Source organism: Streptomyces cyaneus (assembly GCF_004028635.1).
Lineage (GTDB): Bacteria > Actinomycetota > Actinomycetes > Streptomycetales > Streptomycetaceae > Streptomyces > Streptomyces cyaneus.
Genome location: NZ_RQJW01000003.1, coordinates 758,141 through 782,259 on the forward strand (window position 1 = coordinate 758,141; position 24,119 = coordinate 782,259).

General features: G+C 70.5%; 15 protein-coding genes and 3 pseudogenes. 11 read left to right on the plus strand and 7 right to left on the minus strand.

Annotated elements, in window-relative coordinates; translation table 11 throughout:
- Positions 1 to 53 precede the first annotated feature (53 nt).
- A pseudogene (locus EHO50_RS44955) lies at positions 54 to 215 on the plus strand (VOC family protein); the annotation flags it as partial.
- A gap of 63 nt (positions 216 to 278) precedes the next feature.
- Here EHO50_RS44955 and EHO50_RS44515 read toward each other — a convergent pair.
- Positions 279 to 1,019: pseudogene (locus EHO50_RS44515) on the minus strand (LuxR family transcriptional regulator); the annotation flags it as partial.
- A gap of 307 nt (positions 1,020 to 1,326) precedes the next feature.
- Between EHO50_RS44515 and EHO50_RS12355 the strand changes: the two are divergent.
- On the plus strand, positions 1,327 to 1,791 hold the full coding sequence (locus EHO50_RS12355) for a hypothetical protein (RefSeq protein WP_128429935.1): 465 nt from the start codon (positions 1,327 to 1,329) through the stop codon (positions 1,789 to 1,791).
- On the opposite strand, the gene EHO50_RS44520 is transcribed toward EHO50_RS12355, so the two are convergent.
- The 3 genes from EHO50_RS44520 to EHO50_RS12370 form a co-directional block, all read right to left on the minus strand.
- Positions 1,785 to 2,039 (minus strand): hypothetical protein, encoded by a 255-nt coding sequence (locus tag EHO50_RS44520; RefSeq protein WP_181449606.1) that lies wholly within the window; start codon positions 2,037 to 2,039, stop codon positions 1,785 to 1,787. The genes EHO50_RS12355 and EHO50_RS44520 overlap by 7 nt on opposite strands.
- Positions 2,040 to 2,202: 163 nt before the next feature.
- Positions 2,203 to 5,484 (minus strand): acetyl-CoA carboxylase family protein, encoded by a 3,282-nt coding sequence (locus EHO50_RS12365; protein ID WP_164904823.1) that lies wholly within the window; start codon positions 5,482 to 5,484, stop codon positions 2,203 to 2,205.
- 2 nt (positions 5,485 to 5,486) lie between these two features.
- Positions 5,487 to 7,250: an AMP-binding protein gene (locus EHO50_RS12370; protein ID WP_220096437.1), complete on the minus strand. Its 1,764-nt coding sequence runs from the start codon at positions 7,248 to 7,250 to the stop codon at positions 5,487 to 5,489.
- Between the two features lie 953 nt (positions 7,251 to 8,203).
- Here EHO50_RS12370 and EHO50_RS12375 point away from each other — a divergent pair.
- From EHO50_RS12375 to EHO50_RS12405, 7 genes and pseudogenes are all read left to right on the plus strand, one after another.
- A complete protein-coding gene (locus EHO50_RS12375; protein ID WP_128429938.1) occupies positions 8,204 to 8,977 on the plus strand; it encodes a calcium-binding protein in 774 nt (257 codons plus the stop codon).
- Between the two features lie 65 nt (positions 8,978 to 9,042).
- On the plus strand, positions 9,043 to 9,819 hold the full coding sequence (locus EHO50_RS12380; protein WP_164904824.1) for a calcium-binding protein: 777 nt from the start codon (positions 9,043 to 9,045) through the stop codon (positions 9,817 to 9,819).
- 614 nt (positions 9,820 to 10,433) lie between these two features.
- The gene (locus EHO50_RS12385; protein ID WP_181449607.1) at positions 10,434 to 10,877 is read left to right on the plus strand and encodes a DUF6325 family protein; all 444 of its coding nucleotides are present in this window, start codon (positions 10,434 to 10,436) and stop codon (positions 10,875 to 10,877) included.
- 237 nt (positions 10,878 to 11,114) lie between these two features.
- A complete protein-coding gene (locus EHO50_RS12390) occupies positions 11,115 to 11,435 on the plus strand; it encodes an SHOCT domain-containing protein (protein ID WP_128429940.1) in 321 nt (106 codons plus the stop codon).
- 45 nt (positions 11,436 to 11,480) lie between these two features.
- Positions 11,481 to 11,866, plus strand: a pseudogene (locus EHO50_RS12395) (chloride channel protein); the annotation flags it as partial.
- A gap of 857 nt (positions 11,867 to 12,723) precedes the next feature.
- Complete coding sequence (locus tag EHO50_RS12400; RefSeq protein WP_246101120.1) at positions 12,724 to 13,539, plus strand: YhjD/YihY/BrkB family envelope integrity protein; 816 nt, start codon at positions 12,724 to 12,726, stop codon at positions 13,537 to 13,539.
- 487 nt (positions 13,540 to 14,026) lie between these two features.
- Entirely contained in the window at positions 14,027 to 15,148 is a 1,122-nt protein-coding gene (locus EHO50_RS12405; protein WP_128429942.1) for a PP2C family protein-serine/threonine phosphatase, read from the plus strand.
- A gap of 264 nt (positions 15,149 to 15,412) precedes the next feature.
- On the opposite strand, the gene EHO50_RS12410 is transcribed toward EHO50_RS12405, so the two are convergent.
- A complete protein-coding gene (locus EHO50_RS12410) occupies positions 15,413 to 18,913 on the minus strand; it encodes a SpoIIE family protein phosphatase (protein WP_128429943.1) in 3,501 nt (1,166 codons plus the stop codon).
- 984 nt (positions 18,914 to 19,897) lie between these two features.
- On the opposite strand from EHO50_RS12410, the gene EHO50_RS12415 reads away from it, so the two are divergent.
- Positions 19,898 to 20,092, plus strand: a complete 195-nt coding sequence (locus EHO50_RS12415; protein ID WP_128429944.1) for a hypothetical protein — start codon at positions 19,898 to 19,900, stop codon at positions 20,090 to 20,092.
- Positions 20,093 to 20,498: 406 nt separating this feature from the next.
- Here the strand turns inward: EHO50_RS12415 and EHO50_RS12420 are convergent, their stop codons facing one another.
- Together EHO50_RS12420 and EHO50_RS12425 are read right to left on the minus strand one after the other, a co-directional pair.
- Positions 20,499 to 21,617 carry a fatty acid desaturase family protein gene (locus tag EHO50_RS12420; RefSeq protein ID WP_128429945.1) on the minus strand — a complete coding sequence of 373 codons (1,119 nt, stop codon included), beginning with the start codon at positions 21,615 to 21,617 and terminating at the stop codon, positions 20,499 to 20,501.
- Between the two features lie 7 nt (positions 21,618 to 21,624).
- Positions 21,625 to 22,680, minus strand: a complete 1,056-nt coding sequence (locus EHO50_RS12425) for a ferredoxin reductase (protein WP_128429946.1) — start codon at positions 22,678 to 22,680, stop codon at positions 21,625 to 21,627.
- Positions 22,681 to 22,767: 87 nt separating this feature from the next.
- Between EHO50_RS12425 and EHO50_RS12430 the strand changes: the two genes are divergently transcribed.
- Positions 22,768 to 23,907: a PucR family transcriptional regulator gene (locus EHO50_RS12430; protein ID WP_128429947.1), complete on the plus strand. Its 1,140-nt coding sequence runs from the start codon at positions 22,768 to 22,770 to the stop codon at positions 23,905 to 23,907.
- The last annotated feature ends 212 nt before the right edge of the window (positions 23,908 to 24,119 follow it).

Consider the following 24,119-nt stretch of genomic DNA (forward strand, 5'->3'; position numbering starts at 1 on the left):
CGGGAATCCCGGCGTTGAGTAACACACTGCGAACATCGCGTCACGGAGGGGACCGCTCTCAGGCTCCCGAGGATCAGGGTTCGTGGTTCGCCTGCATAGATCCCTCAGGTGTCGGCCCGCGACTGTACTTTCAGCGCGTCCCTGAAGGGAAGGCCGCCAAGAACCGGCTGCATCTTGATGTGCGGGTCGGCACCGGGCTCGTGGGCGAAGAGCAGTCCCCGGTTGTTGGTCGAGGTCTTGGCGAAGATCGATTTGAGGTGGTCCTGCACGGTGAGCTCGGACAGGGACATCCGGCAGGCCACCGTGTGGTTGTCGCCGCCCCTCGCCAGGTGACCGAGCAGGTCGCCCTCGCGAGGGCTCAGGGCGAAAGCCCTGGCGAACACCGCGAGCCGCTCGGTCGGTGAGGTCTCCTCGATGGTGACGGCGATGGCCCGGCGCCGGGCCGGTGAAGCCGCGTCGCCGATCCGGGCGGCGCTCAGGGTGAGCCACAGGCCGTCGGCGAGGTGGACCCGGGAACGTGGCGCGTTGGCATCGACTCCGGCCTTGACGGCCAGCAGCTGGGCGGCGACGTTGTAGGCGCTCGCGGGCACCACGGGGCGGCCGTGGTCGGGCGGCACCAGCAGGCTCAGACAGGCGTAGGTCTCCGGGGTCTGGGCGAGGACACGCAGGTCGGGAGAGAGCAGCAGCACCAGGGGGCCCGGGCGCGGCGCGTGGGACGGTCGCACGACGAAAGTTGCCGCCTGCCTGCGGCGCAGCGCTGTGGTCACCGGTGCGGTGAGGCGGGCCAGGTACGAGGCTTCCACGGCGCTGAAGCTCCGGTCGTAGCGGTACAGGTCGAGGAAGCCCCAGCAGCCGAAGCGGTCCTTGAACACCAGGGAGGCGATGTCCCGGACGCCGTATTCCTGCAGCAGCTCGCGCCACAGCAGGCTGCGGGAAGGGTCGGGGAGCTCGCTCAGCAGGGCGATGCCGTCGAGCGCCGTCCAGCGATCGACGTCGGTCAGGTATTTGAGGCGGATCATCTTGGGCAGTTCCGGCAGGCACGGGACGTCGGCGGCCGGTGAGTAGCCCACCGCGGTCTCGGGGTCGGTGAGCAGGAACCCGTATGCGTCGAAACCCGTGGTCGCGCGCAGTTCCTCCAGGAGCCGGGTACGCAGGTCCCGGGAGTCGCCACCGGCCTCGCAGAGGCGGACGACACGCTCGTACGACCGCTCTTAGGCGATGGGAACCGCCATGTTCCGAGCGTACGTCGCAATTCCCCACATTTCTGGGATGGGCCTCGGACCAGAACGCCGTCGAGGATGGTGGGATCGAACCCAGGAGCCATCGATGAGCAACAACCCGAACCCCCCGACGGCCCACCCTGACGTGACAACACGGCGCCGGCGCGGAGCCGCCACCGCCTGGCGTGCGGGCATCGTCGCGACCGCGCTCGCCGCCGTGGGCGTGCTCGGCACCGCCGCCCCGGTCGGTTCCCAGACCCAGCAGGGCCAGGTGGCCGTGTGGATCAGCGACAGCTTTGGCGGTGGAACCGTCACCAGCCGGCCGGCCGGGATCAACTGTCACGTGGTGGCTTTCTTGAACCCGTACGAGAGCGAGGAACCGCGACCGGACCAGACCGGCACGTGCTCCGCGAGCTTCCCGGTCGGTACGACTGTCACCTTCACCGCCACGGCCGATCCGGGTTCCCGCCTCAACACCGGTCCCGACCCGAGCCGCCTGACCGTGAACCCCGGCTACAACCCTGTTTACGTCACCTTCTGCCCGGAGGACGGCCTCTGCTTCTACTACTGACACTTCGCGCACCACACCGCCGTCCGGCCGCCCAGCCGGGAGCGGCGTAGCGGCCCGACGCAGCGGGGGCAGTGAGGGGACGGGGTGTCGCGGTGGCCGGTCAGCCAGGAGTTGCGGGGTGGGACGCAGCCGGCGGGGGTCGCGGAGCGCAGAGTGCGGCGTATGTGGGTGTAGAGGCGGCGGTCGGCCTCGGTGAGGTCGTTCGAGCCGGTGAACTCCGTCCGCAGGGCGCCTACTTCCTGGCGCACTCCGACGAGACCGTGCGCGGCGGGTCACCGGCGTCCGGGCCACGCCGCCCACGCCCGGCCCGCCGCACGGGTGGCGGTGCCCTGGCGTCCCCGCGCACGGCCGGCCGGAAGACACGTGGCGACCACGGAAGAACGGGCCGTGTGCCCGGGCGTCGGCGGGCCTTCACCAGGTGTCGACGCAGCGGCGCGAGCCGCGCTGCCCGGGCTCAGGGTCAGGGTCATGCAGCAGTGCGGTGATCCAGCGTCGGGACTCGGCCGGGTCGATGACGTCGTCGATCTCGAAGACCGATGCGACGTTGAGGGCCTTGCCGTGCTCGTAGGCGGCCGCGACCCTGCGGGCGAACTCCCGCTCGCGCTCGTCCACGTCCTCGATGGCCGCCAGCTCCCGGCGGTAGCCCAGCCGCACCGCACCCTCGATGCCCATCGGCCCGAACTCGCCCGTGGGCCACGCCACCGTGAACCGGGGGATGCGGAAGCCGCCGCCGGCCATGGCCTGGGCGCCCAGCCCGTAGCCCTTGCGCAGCACGATCACCCCGAAGGGCACCGTGAGCGCCGAGGCGTGTACGAACATGCGGCTGACATGCCGGACGGTCGCGGTCTTCTCCGCCTCGGGGCCGACCATGAACCCGGGTGTGTCGCACAGGGAGACCACCGGCAGTCCGAACGCGTCACACAGTTGCAGGAAGCGGCTCGCCTTGTCGGCCGCGTCGGAGTCGATGGCGCCGCCCAGATGCCGCGGGTCGTTGGCGAGGATGCCGCACGGGCGGCCCTCCACCCGGGCCAGAGCGGTGACGACGCCGCGTCCGAAGTGCCGTCGCAGCTCCAGGACGGAGTCGGCGTCGGCGAGGGTGGCGATGACGGCTCGCACGTCGTACGCCCGCCGCCGGTTCTCCGGAATGAGGTGGCGCAGTCGGCGCTGGTCGGGGCACTCCCATTCCGTCACCGGGCCCTGGAAGTACGACAGATACGTGCGCGCCAGCCGGACGGCATCCGCGTCGTCCTCGGCCTCGAGGTCGATGACGCCGTTCGCCCGCTGGACCTCGACCGGCCCGACGTCCTCCGGGGCGAAGCTGCCCAGTCCCCCGCCCTCGATCATCGCCGGGCCGCCCATGCCGATGGTGGCCTCGGGCGTGGCGATGATGACGTCGCAGCAGCCGAGCAGCGCGGCGTTGCCGGCGAAGCAGCGCCCCGAGCCGATGCCGACCAGCGGCACCTTCCCGCTCAGGGACGCGAACAGCGCGAAGGCCATGCAGTCCAGGCCGGAGACCACCGTGCCGTCCACATCGCCCGGCCGGCCGCCGCCCCCTTCGGCGAACAGGACGACGGGCAGGTGCGCCTGTTCGGCCAACGCGAAGAGCCGATCCTTCTTGCGGTGGCCCATGATGCCCTGGGTGCCGGCCATCACGCTGTAGTCGTACGACATCGCCACCACGCGGGCGGACCGGGGGCCGAACCGGTCGGCCCCCACCGTGCCCACCCCGCCGACCAGGCCGTCGGCGGGGGTGCGGCGGATGAGGTCGTCCAGGGACCGGCGGCTGCGCTGGGCGGCGATGGCCAGGCCGCCGTACTCGACGAAACTGCCCGGGTCACACAGGTCGGCGATGTTCTCACGGGCGGTGCGCCGCCCCTCGGCGTGCCGCCGGGCGACCATCTCGGGGCGGTCGGCGTCGTCGCCGAACCGCTTGCGCGCCCGCACCTCCTCCAGATCGGCGCGGGGGGCGTCCGGATCCGGCCGCTCCTCGGGGCGCGGCTCACCGTCCGCGGCGCCGGTGGCCTCCATCACCACCAGCGGCCGACCGTGCTCGGCCAGTTCACCCAGCTCCGCCCGTACGGCGACGATCACGCCGTCGCCCGGCGCTTGGAGCAAATGCTCCATCTTCATGGACTCCAGGACCACCAGGGTGCTTCCGGCCCGTACGCGCTCTCCTTCGGCGACGGCGACGTCGACGACGGTGGCCGTCATGGGGGCGGTGACGGTGAGCGTGCCCTGCGGCTCGAACGCGTCGGCGACCCCCGCGTCCTTCTCCGCGTCCTTGTCCGGGTCCTTGTCAGGGTCTGTCTCCTGCGGGAGCAGTGCGGGCAGGAGTTCGTCGAAGAGCGCCGTGTACAGCCGCCCGGCGACGACCTCGGGTGCCTCCAACAGCCGCCGCAGCACCTCGGTGTTGGTGGCGACTCCCTCGACCCTCAGCTCCGCCAGGGCGCGGCGGGCGCGGGCGAGCGCATCGGGCAGGCTGCCGGAACCGTCGTGGGCGACGAGCTTGGCCAGCAGCGAGTCGAAGCGCGGGCTGACCCGACCGCCGGGAAACGCGGCGGTGTCGACGCGCACACCCGGCCCGGCCGGCGGCCAGAAGACGTCCAGCGTGCCGGCGGAGGGCAGCACCGTCCCGTCGGGGCGGACCGTTTCGGCGTTGACCCGCACCTGCACCGCGCAGCCGCGGGGAACGGGAGCCTGCCCCGCCCCGATGCGGTCGAGGCTCTCGCCGGAGGCCACCCGCAGCTGGGCCTTGACCAGGTCGATGCCGGTGACCTCCTCGGTGACCGTGTGCTCGACCTGGATGCGCGGGTTGGCCTCTAGGAAGTAGAAGCCCGGGGAGCCGTCGCCGGTTTCCACGAGGAACTCGAACGTGCCGAGACCGGAATAGGCGACCTCCCGGGCCATGCGGAGCGCCGCATCGTGCAGCCCGGCCCGCACCGCCTCGTCGAGGCCGGGCGCCGGCGCGATCTCCACGATCTTCTGCCGGTGCCGCTGCAGGCTGCAGTCGCGGTCGCCGTAGCCGACGACGGCGCCCGTGCCGTCGCCGAGCACCTGCACCTCGACATGGCGGGCACGCCGCAGCAACTGCTCGACGTAGACCGCGCCGTCGCCGAAGGCGTGCGAGGCCTCCGAACGGCAGCGCCGGACGGCCTCCTCCAACTGCCCTGCCTCGTACACCGCCCGCATGCCGCGACCGCCGCCGCCGGCGACCGCCTTGACCATCACCGCGGCACCGTCGCCGAGGCCGGCCATGAACGCACGCGCCTCCTCGATACCGGTGTCGCCGTACGTCGCCGGCAGCACCGGCACGCCGAGGCGCGCGGCGAGTTCACGGGCCGCGGTCTTGTCGCCGAGCGTCCGCAGCACCTCGGGGCGTGGCCCGACCCAGGTGAGTCCGGCGTCGGTGCACCGCTGTGCGAAGTCGGCGTTCTCGGCCAGCAGTCCGTAGCCGGGGTGGACCGCGTCGCAGCCCGTGCGCACCGCCGCACCGACCAGGGCCGCCGCGTCCAGGAAGGCCCCCGGCCCCTCGCCGTCGAGCACCACGACCTCGTCCGCCATGCGGGTGTGCAGCGCGTCCGCCTCGTCGCGGGAGTGCAGTGCCACCGTCAGCAGGTCCAGCTCGCGGGCGGTGCGCATCACCCGGACCGCGATCTCGCCGCGGTTGGCGACCAGCAGCTTGGCCAGACCCATCGTCACCGGTCCTTTTCGTCAGCATCGGCAGCGGCCGGGGACGCCGGAGAGACGGCGATGCGCCCGGCCCGCTCCAGCAGCTCGCCCTTCTTCACCTTGCCGGTGGTGGTCATGGGCAGGGCGTCGACGCACCGCACCACGGGCACCTTGTACGGGGCCATGTTCGCCCGCGCCCACGCTCGCACGCCCTCGGCGTCCAGCGCGGCGCCGGGGCGGGGTTGGACGAACGCCAGCGGCACCTGGCCCCGTTGGGGATCGTCCATCGGTACCACCGCCGCGGTCAGCACATCCGGGTGCCGGGCCAGCAGCGCCTCCAGCTCGGACGGGAACACGCTCATACCCGAGACCTTGATCATCTCCTTGTTGCGGCCGAGGTAGTGCAGGCACCCGTCCTGGTCGATCATTCCGATGTCGCCGGTGTGCAGCCAACCGTCGCGCAGCACCCGGCTGGTGGCCTCCGGCTGCTGCCAGTATCCGGTGAGCAGGGAGGGAGAGCGTACGAGGATCTCGCCGCGTTCGCCCAGCGGCAGCGGTTCGGCGCTCTCCTCGTCGGCCACCATGAACTCGGTTCCCGGCACGGGCAGTCCGCAGAAGACCGGCTCGGTCAGCAGGTCGTGATCCCCGTGCTGGAACCCGGTGGTGAAGGAGTCCGCGGTGTGCGTCTCGGTCATGCCGTACGCCGCCTCCTGCAGCACGCTGTGCTCGCCGACCAGGGAGCTCCACCGGGCCCGGATCGCCGGCGTCAGCTTGCGCACGAACGACATGGCCCGCGGCTGCGCCAGGCTGGACAGGTCGGTGCCGGGCAGACCGGGGTGCTCCATCAGCTCGACGTAGTTGTCGACCGTGCCCAGCATCAACGTCACGTGGTACCGCTCGATCGCCTGCAGCACGGCCTCGGGGTCCCACCGGGTGAGCAGCACGATGCCGCTGCCGGTGAGCAGCGGCAGCAGGATGCCGAAGTCCTCGCCGGCGATCCAGAAGACCGGCACGTAGATCAGCAGCACGTCGGGCTTGTCGCCGGAGAGGTCCATGCCGCTGGCGGCCGCCGCCGTCGCCGCGGTGTAGAGCATGTGCCGCTGGGAGTGTTCGCACCCCTTGGGCAGGCCGGTGGTCCCTCCGGTGTAGTTCAGGGCGGCGAGCGCATCCAGGTCGGCCGGCTCGTCCTGGCCGCGGGCGCCGCCGACGGCCTGTCCCCACCCAGTGCCGGTCGGGCCGGCACCCGCCAGGCCGGACGGCAGCGGCAACACCGGATCAGAGGGGAGCATGTCGGCGAGGCTGGTGACGAGCACGCTCCGTACGGCTGTGTCGGACCGCACCGCCTCGACCAGCGGCCGCAGGGTGTCGAGAGTGATCAGGATCTCCACCCCGGCGTCGGCCAGCTCGTGCCGCAGCTCGTACTCCCGGAACATCGGGTTCACCGGGACGTGCACGGCTCCGGCGCGCAGGATGCCGAGCATGGCGACGATGAACTGCGGGCAGTTGGGCAGGAACACCCCGACGCGGTCTCCGGGGCGTACGCCGCTGCGCTGCAGCCAGCCGCACAGCCGCGCGGTCAGGTCCTCCAGCGCCTCGTAGGTGATCTGCTCGCCGTAGAAGGTGATCGCGACGCGGTCGGGATGGCTCCGGGCCCAGTGCCGCAGGTGGTCGGTGAGCGGCCGCTGCCCGAGCGGGTACACCACCTCCCTCGGCATCGAGGCCGGCCATACGCGCTGCTGGCGGGCCCGTACGTCGGCCAAGTACTCCTCCACGCGCGCGTTGTCCGCCACGACGGCCTCCACCCGGCTCTGGCATACCAACTGCATACCAACTGGTCGGCATGTGCCGCATCACCGTAAAGGGAGCCCGCGAGCCGGGACAAGGGTCCGGACGCAGCGGGAGCAAGCCGGGGGCTTCCGTCTCCTTGAACTGCGCGAGGCCGGGCCGGTGACTGCCGACCCGCCGACGATGATCCCCACACCGGCAGGTTACGAACAAGCCAGAGCCGCGCCAGGAGGCTCGTGCACGCGCCCGAAGTGCACTGGCGCAGTGGCGGCCCGGCCGCCACTGGACGCCCCTTGACGTCCACCTTTCACACCGAGGCAGGCCGGGACACCCAGGGCCGCCGGCGCAGAGCCCGAAGCCGCTTGGACATGCCGGCGGAAAGCCCTGTTCACGAACCCTTTTGGATCGACCGTGCGGGCCGAATCGACTCGCCCCGCGACTAATTGAATTCGATACGGGTGAATCGTGAATTGACGCAGCAGGGGCCGATACGAATCAAGCCCAGGCATGCGCGCAGTTCATCCATCGCCGGTCAGGGCGACGATCCACGCGCGGAGACCGTGTATTCGGCAATGGCGCTAATTCGGCTTCAGCACGGCTTCGCATCCCGGCATGCTCTGGGTGCCCAGGCGCCAGGGCCGATCACCGGTTGAGCAGGCGTCGGCCATGGCGCGATGGGAGGGGTCTGCGAGGACCGAGGACTGTTGAAAGCGGCAAGGACATCCGGGTGTCGCGCCGGGATGGGCCGCAGCCGCACGTTCAGCGCTTGCGGCCACACCATTTCCCCCGTTTTCCTCGCACTCCGTGAAGGCCGGCTATTGGGTCCCGGCTGCGGTCGGCAGACCATGCGCCGGAGCCGTCAATACCTGTCTCCTCCGATTGGCCCGGTGATCGAAGCAAAAGGAAATGCGCACGGCTGCGACATCGAAATTCAGCGCCCTATCGTCAGGAGCAGGTCATGAAGAGAACGCGTCATCACACCGTGGCACTTCTGGCCACGGTGTGCGGTTTCACTCTGTGCCTCACGGGCGTGGCCCGCGCGGCCGGCACACCGACGCCACACATTCTCGCCACGACGCTGGTGAACAAGACCGCCACCACCATCACGGTCACCGCCGGAGTCGGACGGGGCAACACGATCAGTGTCTGGCAGTCAGGCAGCAGCATCAGAATCAGAGACACCGGAGACACGGTCGCACCGTCCGGCGACTGCTACGCCATCAGCACGACCGAAGTCGCGTGCAGGGCCGCCGACACCACCGAACTCGTGGTCAACGCCGGCGACCAGGACGACAACGTCACCTCCTCGCTGGCGGCCCTCGGCGTCACCCTCATCGGCGGGGCCGGCAACGACAGCCTCTACGGCGGATCCGCCAACGACACCCTCGAAGGCGACGAGGGATCCGACTTCCTCTCCGGCGGCGCAGGCAACGACACGCTGACCGGAGGAGCCGAGGCGGACAGGATCTTCGGCGGCTCCGGCAATGACTCCGTCGAGGGACGCGGCGGCTCGGACATCGTGGACGGCGGCGCCGGCAACGACGTGATCTACGGCGGCAACGGCAACGAGCAGATCGTCGCCGGCACCGGCAACGACTACGCCGAGGGCGGCAACGGCCGGGACACCATCGACGCCGTGGACAACGTCAGCGGCAACGACTACATCGAAGGCGGCGCCGACGTGGACGACTGCCGCGCCGATTTGGGCGACAACGTCAGCGGATGCCCCTGACCAGCGCGAGTGAGCAGCACGCCAGTACCCGTACAACAGCGAGACAACACGAAAGGCGGGCACCGATGAGAACACGGAGTATCTGCACCGCGGTGGTGGCGATCGGCGCACTCACCTGCGCCCCACTGACCGCCGCCTCCGCCGCGCCCGGTGCGGCCCCCGGCGGGGGCCTGGCAGGCACCACGGTCGTGCAGGAGGTGGGTGACACCCTGGTCGTCACAGCTGACCAGGGGGTGGCGAACGACATCACCATCCGGCGTCAGGGCAACGTTGTCGTAGTGACGGACGCCGGGGACACCGTGGCCGCCGTCGCCCCGTGTCGGTCGACGGGGACGCACACGGCAGAGTGTCCGCTGCCCGTCACGTCGATACGGGTCAACGCCGACGACGCCGATGACAGCATCACCATCTCGCCGAACCTGGAGGCCGCCGGAACGGTGATCGGCGGTGCGGGTGACGACCGCCTCATCGGCGGCCCCCGGGCGGACCGGCTCGTCGGCGACGATCCGGCTGCCACCGGACTGCGGGCGACGCCGGGCAACGACACCATCAACGGCGGCCCCGGCCACGACACGATCTCCGGGCTGGCCGGCAACGACACCATCAATGGCAATGCCGGCAACGACACCCTCAACGGCGACAGCGGCAACGACACCCTCGGGGGTGACCAGGGCAACGACACCCTCGCCGGGGGCAGCGGCAACGACACGCACATCGGCAGCGAGGGCAACGACACCCTCAACGCCGTGGACAACGTGAGCGCCAACGACAGCCTCGACGGCGGCCTCGGCTTCGACACCTGCAACCGCGACACCGGCGACACGGCCCTCAACTGCCCCTGATCAACGACCCTTCGTACGGCCCGCGACAGTTCCCCGGTACTGCACCGCACTCTGTCGTCGGGAAGCGCTGTGAGCTGTACGTCGACAGCCTCGCCCGCAACACGTTCGAGAACGCCCGCACCACGAAAATGCACAACAAGATCTCATCCCACGACTGGGTGAGCGCGAGCGCCTGCACCACCTACTCGTACATCTCCTAAACCGCCCCATCCGGTGCCTCTCGGGGCCGAGTCGCCCCGAGAGGCACCGCTACCGCGCAGCCAAATCTATGCAGGCCAGAGACACACCAGCAGACCGCCGCCCTGGCGACCGAAACGGGTGGTGCCACGGCGGCCCGGCGACCTCCAGGGCAGCCACCCGGCGCCGCAGTTCCTCCAACTCGCCGCGCTCCCGGCCCGAGAGACCTCCGTCACCGCTGTCGCTCGGTCACCAGCAGATGTGAGTGGCGCACAACGCGTCACGTAGGCGGACGAGGCGAGTGAACCGCGTTTTTTGGAAGTGCGAAGGCCACGCCCCGATGCTGCAATTGAGGTGCGCGCCCCGATGCTGAGGCGGGTGTGTCACAGGGGGCTGCCGCGAGCACGAGCACGAGCACGAGCACCAGAGGCGACACCGTGAGCGACGAATTCGACGAAGTGGGCCCGATCGACTACCTGGTCGTGGAGTTCCCCGGCAACCGGATGACAGGCGAGGGCTTCCCCCTCCTGGTCGATCTCGTGGACCGCGGCCTCATTCGGATCATGGACCTGGTGTTCGTCAGAAAGGACGAAGACGGATCCGTGACCGGCATGGAGATCGCCGATCTCACCGGCGACGGGGCCCTCGACCTGGCCGTCTTCGAGGGCGCGTCATCCGGTCTCCTGGACCAGGACGACATCGACGAGGCCGGTACCGCACTGGAACCCGGCAGTTCCGCCGGCATCCTGATCTACGAGAACCTTTGGGCCGCGCCCTTCGCCGCGGCCCTGCGCCGTGGAGGCGCAAGGATGGTCGCGTCCGGGCGGATCCCGGTGCCCGACCTCGTCGCCGCCCTCGACGCGACCGAGGCCGCCCACTGAACAGCAACCGTGGCGGTTCAAGGGCAGCTGGGAAGCAGGCCGTGCAAGGTCTCGTACGTGGGGACAAGGTCGGCCTCTGGGCAGCGCCCGTGGCCCGTGCGCTGCGACGCGGCGGGGCCGAGGCGGTGCCAGTGGGCGCATCTCCGTCGACGGCGGCCGGCGGGGCCGCAGCCCGCTGAGAGCGGCGTACGCCCCCCATCGCCGCACCACCCACGGATCACAGGGGAGATGAATGACATGCCAGGACTCCTTCGCGGTGTCGCCCGCACGGCCGTCATCTCGGGGACGGCCACAGCGGTGTCCAACCGCGTCTCACGGCGGCAGGCGGGCCGGTGGGCCGAGCAGGACCGCGAACAGCAGCTCGCTCACCAGCAGTACGTCCCGCCGCCCGCACCCGCCGCGCCTGCGCCCGCCGCGCCTGCGCCCGCCGCGCCCCAGCCGGGCGCCGACGACATGTCCAGCAAGATCGACCAGTTGAAGCAACTTGGCGACCTCAAGGCTCAGGGAGTGCTCACCGACGAGGAATTCGAGACCCAGAAGCGGCGGATCCTCGGCTGACATGCAGGGAACGGGAACGGGGGGTGCACGGGCCGAGGCCTCCGACTGCCCCCGCTGCTCGTCTTGCACGAACTCGAGCACCTGCTGTGGGCCGAACTGCCCGCGGAGCTGGGTTGGGACACCCCTGCGTGGTGGTGGCCGCTGCCGCTGCTGGCGCTCGCCGGCATCGCCGTCGGTCTCGTGGTCCGGCACCTGCCGGGAGCCGGCGGCCACGTTCCCGCCGCCGGTCTGCACGCCCCGGGGCTGTCCCTGGCCGCCCTGCCGGAGTCGTCCTTGCGGCCGTGGCCGGCCTGCCGCTGGGCGCCACCCTCGGCCCCGAAGCCCCGTTGATCGCGCTCGGCGGCGGTCCGGCCCTGCTCTTCGCATGGCTGGCCCGAGCCCCTGTGACCCAGCAGAGCACCGCTCTCCTCGGAGCGGACGATGCCGCTGCGGTACGGAACACCGCCAGGCACCCGCGACGACCATGTCGGATGCTGGTGCCGGGACAACGGCCCAGCCACGGCCCGCTACGGACAGCGCCGAGGAGCATCGCGACCGCCTCTGAGGCCCCTCGACGCGCGGGCCGGGACCTCACCTGCCGGCTCGCAGACGCTCTGTCCCGTCAGCCGGCGGCCGATCAGCACACCGAGCACCATCGCCTGTTGCGCGTGATCTCCCGTCCAGGTGCGCCGCGCAGTCCCAGCAGCGGCGCTGGGCCGACGCCGGATGGAGCAGCACGTACAGTGCGTCCTGGTGGTGGCATCCGCCAGAGGCGTAAGGACAGCGCTCGCCTTCATCTCGACCCCCAACCGATCCGTCCGGCCCCGTCTCCTCGCCATCGCGCGGTGGGCCGTCCTTCTCCAGCCGAGGGACTCGTCGCCGGGGAGCTGAGCAGGTCCAAGACCATGGGCGATCCCATCAGGCACCGTAGGGGTCGAGCCCGTGCACGGCCGTGATCCGCCGCATCTCTTGACGGGTGACCCGTTCGCCCCCGTGTGAGCCCCTCGTGCGGCGGAGTGCCGTAGCCCGCTTCGTCGCGCACTCTGGAGGTGGAAAGGAGCGTCGATGGAGACTTGCGCAGGGGCGCCGTCGGCAGCAGGGATCCGGACACCATGCCGGGCACCATGTGCGTCGACGACTGATGCGGCGCGGGGGTAGGCGCAGGGGCGCCGGCAAGCGGCCGGGTCGGCCCGACGGGATGCGGCGCGAAAGCGGCGACCGGCGGCGGATCCGCTCCCTGCTGCGCGTGTCATGGTGGCGTGCCCGTATCAGGGAACTGACTGCCTGGCAGAAAGGCTTCCATGCGCGGGTGGAGACCCGCTTCCCGGTGGTCACAGGGCTCGTGGACCGCATGGTGTCGGTGAACATCTTCGACTCCGCCACTCGCATCGCGGCGCAGTGCTTCCTGACCGCCGTTCCGTTGCTGTTCGTGGTGGGTGCGTACGCGCCGGCGGCGGTGCGGGACCAGGTCTCCGCATCAGTCAGTGCCGTCTTCGGTCTGACCGGGCAGGCGAAGGACGAGGTGAAGCAGGCGTTCCAGCCCCCTGCCGACGATCTGCGCCAGGCGACCGGCCTGGTAGGCCTGCTCATGGTGCTGCTGTCGGCCACCGCGGTGAGTCGCGCGGTGCAGCGACTGTGCAGACGGGCCTGGCTACTGCCCCGGACGGGGGCGAAAGTCGCTCCGTGGAGGTGGCTGGCGTGGATCGTCCTGTGGCTCGGCGCGCTGGTCGTGCAAGGGCTGCTGCACAACGGGTTCGGTCAAGGGGTGGTGCTGGGATTTCCGGTCATCCTGGTCATGCACGCGGCCATGTGGTGGTGGACCCAGCACCTTCTGCTGGCCGGCGTCGTCCGCTGGGCGCCCCTCCTGCCTGGGGCCGTCATCACGGCGATCGCGGTCAGCGGTCTGTCCGTGACCGCGCACTTCTACATGCCACGGGCACTCAACCGGGCCTTGGCCGACTACGGTTCCGCGGGGTCGGTCTTCATCCTGCTGTCCTGGCTGATCATCGTGTGTGTGGCCGTCGCCATCGGCCTCAGTGCGGGGGCAGTACTGTCCCAGGAGCCCTATCTGAAGCGCCGCCTCGGAACCCCTACGTCGCCACCTGGTGAGACCGAACACGCGTGACTGCCCCCGCGTGCTACCGGTGCGGGGCTGCCGTGAGACCGGAACCGACTCCCCCGCCATGGGCGCGACGCGAGTGTCCACGCGTCCGGGGTCGGTGCGCGAGAGCTGGTCGATCAGCGTCGGCGGACGCTGTTCGGCGGTGCCCACCGCTGCGTCCCGTAACCGGCGCAGAGCGGCGGACCTCCGCACCATCGAAGGCCGGATCTTCGTCACTCTGGTCGTAGCTTCTTCGGTGATCCTTTTGCCCGTCGCCTCTGCCTCCTCCCGTCGGGCGGCCGCGCCTCGGGGCGCCTCTCTACGCACCTGCGCGGCATCCACTCTTCACGGACCCCGAAGCAAGCCCTCCCAACCCGCTTCTCTCGCCGTCGCGCTCGGCCTGCCGGCCTCGGCCCAACCATCGGACTGACACGGGCTCGGCGGGGCGCCCCACCCAGGCGGCGGAGCCTGCATAACGTACAGAGAGATCACCACCTGCCCGGGAGTACCCATGATCGGTCCCCGCCGAGTGAGGCCCTCCGACGCCCTCGATGCGATCGAGCCTCCGGGCAACGCCGAGCTGGCCGTCGGCGTGGTGTCGGTGACGGCCTTGGTGGAGGCCCTCGGTGTCCTGTCCGGATCCAAGGTGTGGCTCCTCGGCCTCCTGGTCTTCCTGCCGGGTACGGCGTCGGCGCTGTGCACCGTCCGGCAGACGAAGTTCGTCGCCGCCTGGACCACGGTCGTCGTCACACTCACCGTGCTGCTGCGGGGCGGCGACGTGGGCCGGTGGCTCGACCGGGCCCTGCTCGTGCTGCTCACCCTCGCCCTGGCAGTGACCTCCGTCTACGCCTGCCACCGGCGTGTCAAGCGCGAGCACGCGATGCTCCGCCTGCGCTCCACCGCCGCCGCCATGCAGCGGCACATCCTGCACCCCCTGCCCCTGGTCACCGACGACGTCATGGTCAACGGCGTCTACGAACCCGTACAGGAGGACCGGCTCGTCGGCGGTGACATCTACGAGGTTGTCGCCTCGCCCTGGGGGACACGGGTGCTGATCGGTGACGTCCAGGGCAAGGGACTCGCCGCCGTGGGGGCCGCGTTCGCCGTCATCGGTGCCTTCCGCGAGGCGGCCCACCGGGAGCCCACGCTCACCGCACTCGTCGACGCCCTGGACGCCTCGGTCGTCCGGCACAACGCATACGCCGAACAGAACAGCGACGACGAGCGGTTCGTGACCGCGCTCGTCATCTCCATCGACGTCGGTGCCGAGGCGCAGGTCGTCAACTGCGGGCACATCCCACCGCGGTTGGTGCACGACGGCATCGTCACCACACCGCCGCTGGAGTCGGGGGTCCCGCTCGGTCTCGCCGAACTGGCCTCCGAACCGACCACCGTGGGCTGGTTCGAGTTCCCTGCCGGTTCGACACTGCTGCTGACCACCGACGGCCTCACCGAGACCCGCGCTGCCGACGGCACGTTCTACCCGGTCGACGAGCGGCTGACGAAACACCTCGACCTCTCCACCACCAAACTGCCCCAGGCCCTGTACGCAGACGCCCGCGCCTTCGCCGGCAGCGGCAACCAGCACGACGACGTCGCCGTCCTGACCGTCCGCCGCACTCCCTTCCACTGAGCAACGCCCCGCCTCGATCGCGGCGGTGATGTCGGCGTCCGCGTCGCATGTGGTCAGGACGAGTAGGCAGTCGGTGAACCGCAATCCTGCGCGGTTCGATGCGGCTCCGCCGCTCCACACTCGACAGCATGCGAGGAAATACGGACGCAGCCTGCGCACGGTTCTCGCCCTCCAGGATCCGTCCAGGGTCCGCGACTCTGCTAGCAAAGCAGTAGCGGTCGGTCGTGTGGCTCTTCCGTCAGCGTGCGGGTCGCCGGTTCGACACTACGGTTCGGCGGTGGCGGCGAGCAGGGCGGTGTCGTCGTCGACCCGGTGGGGGGTGTTCAGCAGCTCCAGGGCCCGTTCGGTGATCTGCTGGGGATCGGTGCGGGCGGCGGCGGGCAGCGCGCCGCAGGCCTGGCACAGGGCCGCCAGGCAGCTGTCCAGGGACAGTGACCGGTTTTCCACCAGGCCGTCGGTGTACAGCAGCAGGCTGGTGCCGGGCGGGAACGCCACCTCGCGGTCGACCGGGGTGCTGCCCAGTCCCAGCGGCAGCGCCGGGGGCAGCTCCAGATAGGCGGTGTCGGTGGCTACCAGCAGGGGCGGCAGGTGCCCGCTGCCGGCGTAGCGCAGGCTGTGGCGTTGTGGGTCGTAGACCGCGTACAGGCACGTGGCGAAGCGTTCGGTGGCGAGCGACTGCAGGTAGGCGTCCAGCCTGGCCAGCACCTGGGCCGGGTCGGCGCCCTCCATCGCGAGGCTGTGCAGGGCGGAGCGGAGTTGGCCCATCACGATGGCGGCTTCCACGTCGTGGCCCATGACATCGCCGATGGCCAGCCCCACGGCACCGTCGGGCAGCGCGAGCACGTCGTACCAGTCGCCGCCGACCTCGGCGCCGCGGTTGCTGGCCCGGTAGTGGGTTGCCAGGCGCACCCCGGGCACCTGGGGCAGGCGGTGGGGCAGCAGGGCGCGCTGCAGGGTCAGGGCGAGGCGGCGCTCGTTGTGGTACCTGGTGGCGTTGTCGTAGGCCAGGGCCAGGCGGTGGGCGAGGTTCTCCAGATACTTGTGTTCGACCGCGGAGTAGCTGGTGTGCCGGACCAGCACCAGGGCCCCCAGTGTCTGGTCGTGGGTGTGCAGCGGCAGGGCCAGCACGGCGACGGGCGGCGGCTGCGGGCCGGCTGGGGCCGGGACGGTGCCGTTGATCGCGTGGGTGGCGGCGGTGGCCAGGGCCTCGGGGGCAAGAAGGGGGGTGCCGGCGATGTATGCCGGGGGTGACTGGGCCGGGGCGGGTTTTGCTGCGGTGAGGTGGATGCTGATCTGGTCGGCGAAGTCGGGCAGCAGGATCTGGCCGGCAGTCTGCAGTATCTGGTCCGGGTCGAGGGTGGCGGACAGCCGCAGGCCCGCGTCGGCCAGGGAGGCCAGCACGGCCAGTTGGTTGCGGGTCTCGGTCAGGGCCTGTTCGCGCAGCCGGGACAGCTCCAACGCGGTGCGGACGCGCGCCAGCAGCTGGCGCGCGGAGAAGGGTTTGGCGAGGTAGTCGTCGGCGCCGGCCTGCCGGCCCTGCACGGATTCCTCCTCGCCGGCGCGGGCGGTGAGCAGGACGATGGGCAGGCGGGCGGTGCGCGAGTCGGCGCGCAGCGCCCGGACCAGCTCGAAGCCGTCCATGCCGGGCATCATCACGTCGCTGAGCACCAGCTGCACCGGCTGCGCCAGGGCCATCTCCAGGGCGGCCCGGCCGTCGGCGGCGAGCAGCACGTCGTAGTCGGGCTGCAGGAGCTGGGTGAGATAGGCGCGCATGTCGGCGTTGTCGTCGACGACCAGCAGGCGGGCCCGGTGTGGGTGGTCGGTTTCGTGCGGGCCGGGGCCGTGGGGGGCATCGTGGGCCGCGGGAGCGTGCGGCGTGCGTGCCGCGGGGGTGGCTGCGGCGGGGACGGGGTCAGCCGCCAGCCAGCCCAGCGCCTCGTCCACATAGGCCGCAGCACCGCCGGGCCGGCCGCCTCCGCCTTCCCTGGGGGTTTCCCCGGGGGCTCCGTCGCCGGCCGCGGGCGGGGCCGGGCGCGGTCGGTGGGCGGTGGCGAAGGGGAGGTCCACGGTGACGTTGGTGCCCTGGCCGAGCCGGCTGTCCACACCTACGGTGCCGCCGTGCGCTTCCACCAGGTCCTTCACCAGCACCAGACCGAGGCCGCTGCCCTCGTGGGAGCGGGAGCGGGCGCCGCGGACCCGGTGGAAGCGCTCGAACAGGCGCGGCAGCTCGTCCGCGGGGATGCCGGTGCCGGTGTCGGTAACGGTCAGCCGGGCGCGGTCGCCGGCCGCGGCCACCTGCACCCGGGCGCCGCCGGTGAAGGTGAACTTCAGGGCGTTGCTGAGCAGGTTGAGGATTATCTTCTCCCACATCTCCCGGTCCAGGGACACCGGCTTGGGCAGCGGCGGACAGTCCACCTCCAGCGTCAGCCCGGCCGCCTCGAAGGCGGAGCGGAACACCCCGGCCAGCTCGGCCGTGGCACCGGCGAGGTCGACCGGCTCGAGGGCCGGGCGTATCTGCCCGGCCTCGGCTTTGGCGACCTCCAGGAGGGTGTTGACCTGCTTCAGCAGGCGCAGGGCGCCGCGCTCGGCCAGCTCCAGCTGCTCGCGCCGCTCGGGCCGGTCCTCGTCGGCCAGGGCCTGCTGGAGAGGGCCCAGGAGAAGGGTGAGCGGGGTGCGCAACTCATGGCTTACGTTGGCGAAGAAGGTGGTCTTGGCCCGGTCCAGCTCGGCCAGCGCCTCCGCCCGCCGGCGCTGCTCGTCGTGGGCGAGCGCAGCCGTCAGCGCCCCGGCCACGGCGGCGGCGAGCACCTCCAGAAAGTCCCGGTAGGCCCCGGCCGGCGGGAAGCAGGGATTGACACCCACCACCAGGACGCCCGCCACCTGGCCCGCACAGTCCAGCGGCAGAGCCAGCGCCTGCTCGACTGGGAGCCAGGAGGCCGCAGCGTGCTGCCCGGCCGTGTTGCCGCCGGTGAGCGCGGCGGCCGGCAGCGTGGCAGGGGCACCGTCGGCTACCACCTGCGCCAGCCGTGCCGCGACCTCCGATCCGTCGGCCGCACTCTGCGAGACGGGCTCGGGCGACGGCTGGAGCCCGGCGGAGGCCGCCGACCGCAGCATCCCCGGCTCGGAGGCCAGGTACAGGCCCAGGAACGGGATCTCCTCGGGATAGGAGCCCAGCACCTCCGCGACGACACGGGCGACCTCGTCCGGGGTGGGCAGCCCGGCGGTGCGGGCGCCGGTCTCACTCAGCAGGCGCAGCCGGCGCTCGCCCAGTACCCGGCCGGTGGTCTCCGTGATGATCTGCAGCACGCCGCCGGCGGTGCCGTCGTCCAGCAGCACAGGCTGGAAAGAGGAGTCGAAGTAGCACTGCTCCGGAAAGCCGTGGCGCTCCATGATGAGCGGCTCATCGGGGATCAGCAGAGACTTGCGGGTGTCGGTCACGTAGTGGAAGTGGGAGCTCACGGGGTGGGCCCAGACCTCGGGGAAGATCTCCTTATAGGGCCTGCCGAGCGCCCAGGGGTGTTTGGCGCCGACAATGGGTGTGGAACCCAGGTTGTACAGCGTGGCGAATTCGGCGCCCCAGTACAGAGCCATCCCGTGCTCAGAGGTGAGCATGAGGCGCAGGGTGTCCACCAGAGGCCCCGGCCAGGACTCAGGGGGCCCGAGCGGCGTCGCCGCCCACTCGATCCCAGCCAGAAGCTCGCCGAACGGACCGGCCTCGGCGAACATCCGGGCCGCCGCGGTACGCGGGTCATCGGGCCGGGGCATCGAGAAATCTTCCTCCTGGCGCCTATGTGATCCGCCCGCGCCCTCCCAAGGCTGCCGACGGCCACTCGCTGCGCACCTTCCGGGCGGATCGGACACCAGATCCGACGGTTCCGGCTACGCTCTGACAGGATTACAAGAATCAAATTATCAAATACTGTGATTTGCCCAGCAGTGTACGCTTTCAGGCTCACGCCAACGGCGGGAGGAAGGTGGCGGGCCGCAAGGGCAGGCCGTTGGACTGCCTGGGCCGGGCTTGCTGCTGGCGGTGGTGCCGCTGGTCACCGCCGCGAGCGTCCAGGACCGGGATACCGCTGCTGCAGCGACTGCGTGAACTCCACCGCAGGGTCACCCTGGTGTGGGCCGACGGCGGATACGCCGACTCGTCGACTGGGCCCACACCAGGCCCCGCCTCGCGCTCACCATCGTCAAACGCACCGATGCCGCCATGGGGTTCGTCATCGTGCCTCGCCGCCGCACCGGCGAAGCCACCCCAACCTGGCGCGACCCGATCCCGTGGGACCAAACAACATCCGCGGGACGAAGCAACGAAGAAGACGAACCTCTGACGAGAGCACGGTCTTCGGCCTCGTCGATCCAGACGCGCTCAACCCGCCGGTGGGCCGGGCCACTGCATCCGCACTGCCCCTGGCTACAACGCACCGTGACCACAGCACACGCCACTTGGAGAAGAAGGCAGCAAAGCGACCCAACAGAGCGAGGCAATGTGGCCGAGCAGCACGGAGCAGCATGAGGGGGCAGTGACCTACTGAGCCTCGCCCCATCAGTCCCAAGGCCGGAGTTCAACGCTGCGTAGCCAGCACCAAGTCAGCACGGGAGTCAGCACTGCTCCGTCAAATCATCACTGACTACGCCTCTCAGACAGCGGGCGATTCTGCCTTCCGCCGACCTCTGAACCACCGCTGCACGACGAGGCATGGAGCCCACACGCATAGCCAGAACCAGAACTATGTTGCCCCACCACATGTGCGTCTGACCTGTGTCTTTCCCCGGAACGCGCCGACCGCAGACCAGCGGGAGGCACGCGCCACCATCGCCGCCTACGCGAACCACATCCAGACGCTGAGCCTGCGGAACGCCGAACTCGAAGCGGAGAACGCCACCCTGCGCGAAGCTCTAGGCCAGGGCGGCACCGTGGCCTCCCTCCCTGTGACGCGTTGAATGCTGCAGGAAGGACTGCCGCAACCAGGGCCTGCCACCTGTCCTACTTCGGCTCACCCGCCCACCCCGGCAGCAGCGCAGGGTCGGGCACAGGGGCGGCGAGCATCGGTTCCGGCAGTGTCATCGTCACAGCCCACGCCTTCCACCCAGCCCGCCCGTCGGCAAACCGAGTGCGCGTACGCACCCGACTACCGGCCCGACCACGGCAGGTCAGCGCACTACAACACCTCGCCGGGGACTGTGTGCTGAGCTCCTGGCCCACGTCCAGGCAGCGCAGCCGGACGCCGGGCTGCCCGGATCCCGTGTCGTACGGTCTGATGTCTCGGCCGCCCACCGTCCGCAACGGATCTCACCGAACCCGGCGGTGCCGCAGGTACGGCCGAAAGATCTGAACCAATACCGGGAATCAGGCCGCGACGAGCTCCTGCTCGCGGTCCGGCGTTTTGACCTTGGGCTTCTTGTTCGGCAGCGAGAGCCGGAAGACCTTGTGCCACGCGGAGAACACCTGCTTGGGCAGCGGGCCGGTGACGTACTCCAGCTCGTACTTCTCGAACAGTGCGCGCACCTTCACCGCGACCTCGGCGTACCGGTTGCTCGGCAGGTCCGGGAACAGGTGGTGCTCGATCTGGTGCGACAGGTTGCCCGTCATGAAGTGCATGGCCTTGCTACCGCTGATGTTCGCCGAGCCCATCATCTGGCGCAGGTACCACTGGCCGCGCGTCTCGCCCTTGATCGACCGGCGCTCGAAGACCTGCACGCCTTCGGGGAAGTGCCCGCACATGATCACCGAGTGGGACCAGAGGTTGCGGACCAGGTTCGCGGTGAATGTGGCGGCGAGCGTGGGGAGGAACGAGGGGCCCGACAGCAACGGGTGGATCACGTAGTCCTTGAGCACCTGCTTGCGGATCTTGCGGCCTACGGCCTTGGCGCGCGCGCGGAACTCCGGGTTGTTGCGGCGGCGCTTGTGCAGGTTCTTGCCGAGCTCCAGGTCGTACGCTGCGATGCCGTACTCGAAGAAGCAGGCGTTGATGAAGTTCCACAGCGGCTGGCCGAGGTGGAAGGGGTGCCACTTCTGGTCCTCGTCGACGCGCATGATGCCGTAGCCGAGGTCGTTGTCCTTGCCGATCACGTTGGTGTACGTGTGGTGCAGCTCGTTGTGCGAGTGCTTCCACTGGTCGGCGGGCGAGACGTGATCCCATTCCCAGGTGGTGGAGTGGATCTTCGGGTCTCGCATCCAGTCCCACTGGCCGTGCAGGATGTTGTGGCCGATCTCCATGTTGTCCATGATCTTCGCCACGGACAGCCCGGCGGTGCCGAGCAGCCACGCGGGCGGGAAGATCGAGAACAGCAGCACGCCCCTGCTGACCAGCTCGAGCTTGCGCTGCGCCGAGATGACCTTACGGATGTAGGCGGCGTCTTTCTCGCCGCGGCCGGCGATCACCTCGTCGCGGATCGCGTCCAGCTCTCGGCCGAGCTCCTCGATCTGTTCGGCGGTCAGGTGGGCGGTGGGGTCGATGGCGGTCAAGGTGCTCCTACCGGTCGATGTCGCAGGGGCCCGCCGCGGCGGACACGCAGGTCTGGATGAGGACGCCCGCCTCGGCCTCGGTGATCTCGCCGGTGCGCAGGTCGCGGACGGCGCCGGCCTTGAGCGGCGTGATGCAGCCGAAGCAGATGCCCATGCGGCACCCGGAGGGCATGAGCACGCCGGCCTCCTCGCCGATGTCCAGCAACGGCGTGGCGCCGTCCGCGTCGACGGTCTTGCCGGTGGCGCTGAACGTGACCTCGCCGCCGTCGCCGGCGACGACGATGCTGGGGCGGAAGCGTTCGGTGTGCAGGCGCTCTGGGACGCCGTGCTCGCTCCAGTGCTTTTCGGCGGCGTCGAGCAGGCCCGCGGGCCCGCAGGCCCAGGTCTCGCGCTCGGCCCAGTCGGGCACGAGTTCGTCGAGACGGGCGATGTCGAGCATGCCGTCTGTGTCGGTGTGCACCTCGGTGAGCCGCAGCTTCTTGTCCGCGACCAGGTCGTGCAGTTCGTTGCGGAAGATCACGTCTTGCGGCTGTGGCGCGCAGTGGACCATGACGACGTCGTCGAACTCGGTGTCGCGCAGCATGCCCATCACGGGCGTGATGCCGCTGCCGGCCGTCAGGTAGAGCACCTTGGCGGGCTTGGCCTGCGGCAGCACGAAGTCACCGGTCGGCTGGTCGAGCTGGATCAGCGTGCCCGGTTTCGCCCTGCGGACCAGGTGGTTGCTGACCTTGCCGTCCGGGATCGCCTTCACGGTGATCGTGACGCGGCCGTCCTGGCGGTTCGTCGGCGAGGTGATGGAGTAGGCACGCCACAGGCGCACCCCGTCGACGTCGACCCCGATCCGCACGTACTGACCGGCTGTGTGGCCGCGCCAGCCCCGTCCCGGCCTGATCACGACAGTCGCGGCGTCACTCGTCTCGGGGTGCACGGCCTCGATGCGCCCACGCAGGTCAGCGCCCGCACGCAGCGGGCTGACCAGGTCGAGGTAGTCCGACGGCAGCAGCGGCGTCGTGACCATCTCCAGCAGTTTCCACGCCCTGCCGCGGAGGGCTGTACTCGTCATGACTCCAGCTTGCTGCGCCTCAAGGCGTAAAGTCCTGACCGGAGGACGTAAATCTGGTCGGCTGAATTGTTCGCAGGGAATAGAAACGTGAACCATGCAATCCTGAGGGCCAGCGAACTGACCCTGGATGAGACGACGGTCACCGCACTTCGGGCCGCACTGAAGAGCACCGCCGACGAGGTCGTCCAGGCGATCATCGACGAGGTCCCTCCCTACGCCAACGCCCTCTCGGGCCACATGGGCGCCACCATCCGCCGAGCCGTCCGCACCGCCCTGGGGCACTACCTGGACCTCGCGAGCGGGAACGCCACGGGCGGCGACGGCGGTGACGCAGCCTACGAGCTGGGCCGCGGCGAGGTGCGCGACGGCCGTTCGATGGACGCCCTGCTCAGCGCCTACCGTGTCGGCGCCCGCGTGGCCTGGCGATGCCTGGCAGCGGGTGCCGTACCCGCGGGTCTGCCCGCCGCCGAGGTCGCCAAGTTCGCTGAGCTGACCTTCGCCTACATCGACGAGCTCTCCGCCGCGAGCGCCGCGGGCCACGCCGACGAACTGGCCGCCCGGGGCAGGGACCAGGAGCGTCACCTGGAGCACCTGGCCCGCGACCTCCTCGCCGGTGCGAGCCCGGACGTGCTGCTGGCCTCTGCTCAACGGGCCGGGTGGCAGCCACCGGTTTCGCTGACCGCGGTCCTGCTGCCCGCCGCCCAGGCCCGGCCCGCCTACCGCGCGCTCGACCCGAGCACCCTCGTCCTGGACGATCTGCCGGACGCCACCGGTGTGCTGCTCGTCCCCGATGCCGACCGATCACATCTCTTGCGGCAGCTGACCGACCGCAGCGCCGTGGTCGGCCCGGCCCGGCCATGGACTCGTGCGTCCGCCTCGTACGCACGAGCCGTACACGCGCGCTCCCTCTCCTCTGATATTCGCGACACCGAGGACCACCTGCCCGAGCTGGTGCTGAGCGCCGACGCGGACGCCTTCGCAGACCTGCGTGCCCGAGCCCTCGCACCGTTGCGGACCTTGCCTGTCGCGACCGCACGGCGGCTGGAGGAGACGTTGCGGGAGTGGCTGCTGCACCAGGGCAGGCGGGACGAGGTGGCGGCGGCGTTGTTCGTCCATCCCCAGACCGTCCGGTACCGGATGTCGCAGCTGCGGGAGCTGTTTCCGGATCTCGCATCGCCACACCGGGTCCTTGAACTGACGCTGGCGGTCGGTCTTCGGGCCGGCTGACGCGCACTTCGACCGCCACGACCGCGTCCGCGAGCGGTCCGGGAATCGTGCCTCGTTCTCGGTGCCATCAGCTGGCTCATGCGGCCCGGGGAAGAGCGGTATTGGCCAGCTGAGACCGGGAGTTGATGTGAAGACCGGACAAGGCCTCGGGAAGCCCGTCGGGGGCGCTGTCTCTGAGAAGCGCGGCGACTGATACAGCTCGACTGGATCCG

Coding starts and splice junctions, on each gene's coding strand:
- EHO50_RS12365 (WP_164904823.1), bottom strand. CDS start 5,484: ATGGGTCTGGCCAAGCTGCTGGTCGCCAACCGCGGCGAGATCGCGGTC.
- EHO50_RS12410 (WP_128429943.1), bottom strand. CDS start 18,913: ATGCCCCGGCCCGATGACCCGCGTACCGCGGCGGCCCGGATGTTCGCC.
- EHO50_RS12405 (WP_128429942.1), top strand. CDS start 14,027: ATGATCGGTCCCCGCCGAGTGAGGCCCTCCGACGCCCTCGATGCGATC.
- EHO50_RS12390 (WP_128429940.1), top strand. CDS start 11,115: ATGCCAGGACTCCTTCGCGGTGTCGCCCGCACGGCCGTCATCTCGGGG.
- EHO50_RS12355 (WP_128429935.1), top strand. CDS start 1,327: ATGAGCAACAACCCGAACCCCCCGACGGCCCACCCTGACGTGACAACA.
- EHO50_RS12380 (WP_164904824.1), top strand. CDS start 9,043: ATGAGAACACGGAGTATCTGCACCGCGGTGGTGGCGATCGGCGCACTC.
- EHO50_RS12425 (WP_128429946.1), bottom strand. CDS start 22,680: ATGACGAGTACAGCCCTCCGCGGCAGGGCGTGGAAACTGCTGGAGATG.
- EHO50_RS12375 (WP_128429938.1), top strand. CDS start 8,204: ATGAAGAGAACGCGTCATCACACCGTGGCACTTCTGGCCACGGTGTGC.